At 36.1% G+C, this 1,949-nt stretch carries 1 protein-coding gene; it reads left to right on the forward strand.

From position 1 onward, the window contains the following. Nucleotides 1-305 precede the first annotated feature (305 nt). On the forward strand, nt 306-1,949 hold a 1,644-nt coding region (locus D9603_RS21315; protein ID WP_153188203.1), incomplete at its 3' end, for a hypothetical protein.

Here is a 1,949-nt window from a genome sequence, read left to right on the forward strand (position 1 = left end):
GACAATACAGATAAAGAGTCAGGGGTCACTGAACCAAAGAGCAAAAGTGGCGGAAGCATGCCTGTCTACCTGCTCTCTCTGCTGACGCTGGTAGGGCTCTTCCGCAAATTGAGAGTCTGCGTTACTGCTCCCAATTCAACATTGTAATAATCAGTTTTTACCCTTGGATCAATTTACTTGATCAAGGGTAATATCCGATCTCTCTGGTTATTCATGATAAGAAAATTATGTTAGTTTATTTTATATTCTATTTGGATTTTAAATAAAATTTCATTATAAATAGTAAAAAACCTAGAAGGAATAACATGAAATTTTCTACAACAGCACTTCTCACTATATTAATAATGACGCAATCATCATTCGCGCACGTAGAGAAAGTTAAGCATTACTCGAGTATTAACCAGATCGGTTATATAAACGTTGTTGATATTGGTAATGACTCGAATAAAGATATAGTTGGGAAGATTAACAGTGATCATAAAACACTAGCAATTATTGAAATCAACCGTAATGATAAACTTGTAAAAACAACAGTGACTGACTCAGTGAAGCTCGAGAGCGAAGATGAGTTAATTAGCGAGTTTGGAATTTATTACGATCAAAGATCGGACAATCACTATGCAGTTGTTATTAGTGATAAAAGTAACGTACACCTTCTAAATTTAACTGCCAGAAAATATGTAAAAGTGCTCCCAAATGTAACCGCTGATATCGTTAAATTTAAAGACATAGATAACGATGGTAACGTCGAAATCATGCTGATAAATGAAAACAGTATGTCTACACTTGATATGCATACGCTAAAAACCAAAGCGCACTACAACTTACCAAACTCTGACTTTGTTGTTGGAAAGTTTACCAATCGTCTGTTCAATGAAATGCTGACATGGGACGGCGAAATCTACCAAATTCAAAATAATGAAATGAACCTGGTTGGTACGCTTGCGGTAACAGGCACCTATTTATTTACTAAAGATATAAACGATGATGGAACAGATGAAGTAGTTAGTGAGGGCTGTACTATCGACGTAAAAAACGGCAGTGTTATTTGGCCTGTAGGGAATTCTCTAGAAAGTTGTAAGCAGGAAACACGCGACTCAAAATATGGTTGGTCATCAATGTTCAACGATGAGCTAAACCAAGTTTTTGGAACAATTAGCTTTAATTCTGACGGTATCACTGTTTCAAACATCATTTATTATGACTATCTCACGAGAGAAAGCGAGATCATTGGCAAAAACATAACTAGACAAAACGCAGACTACCAACCAGATACATATAATTACATTTATGAATATCTAGACTTGTATGGTGATGAGCGAAAAGAAAAAATAAAAAGCACGAAGAAGCTCGATGTCAAGGAAATAACATTTGGTGATGTAACTGAGCTGGGATTCAATGGTAATGCCTATTTAGCAAAGCAAGACAACAAACTAAGAATTATTGATGAACATAAGACGCTGGCTGCTATCAGGTTTACAAAATGGGAGCCAAGCTTCAACAAAGTCACTAGTGCAACATTGAAAAATATATCCCCATTTACTCAAAATGAATCATGGTCAAAAGAAGTCGCAAAGAATATCGACTATTTTACAGCAACAACACTTGAAAAGGTGTCAGTAATTCCTTTTGCTAAAAATAGCAACGATAAAGTAGTGTATCAGCTCTATGATTGGGGTCTTAGCAACAGAAAGAGCTATATATTGAACATGGATGGCTCTAATCACATCGAAGAACCCATTATTGGCGGTTTCGAATTTTTGGGAGATATTGATGGTGATGGTAGTCCTGAATACCTCCACCAAGAAGGATATTATTCTGCCAATATATCAAAACCATTCGAAATCAAAGACTTTAATAGTGACGTGGCTAAATACAGCATTTCACTGGTTGCTGAGCCCAACTACAAAACAGGATTAACAGCATCAATAGACTTTGATGGTGATGGT

This window comes from Pseudoalteromonas sp. PS5, from assembly GCF_004103255.1.
GTDB lineage: Bacteria > Pseudomonadota > Gammaproteobacteria > Enterobacterales > Alteromonadaceae > Pseudoalteromonas > Pseudoalteromonas peptidolytica.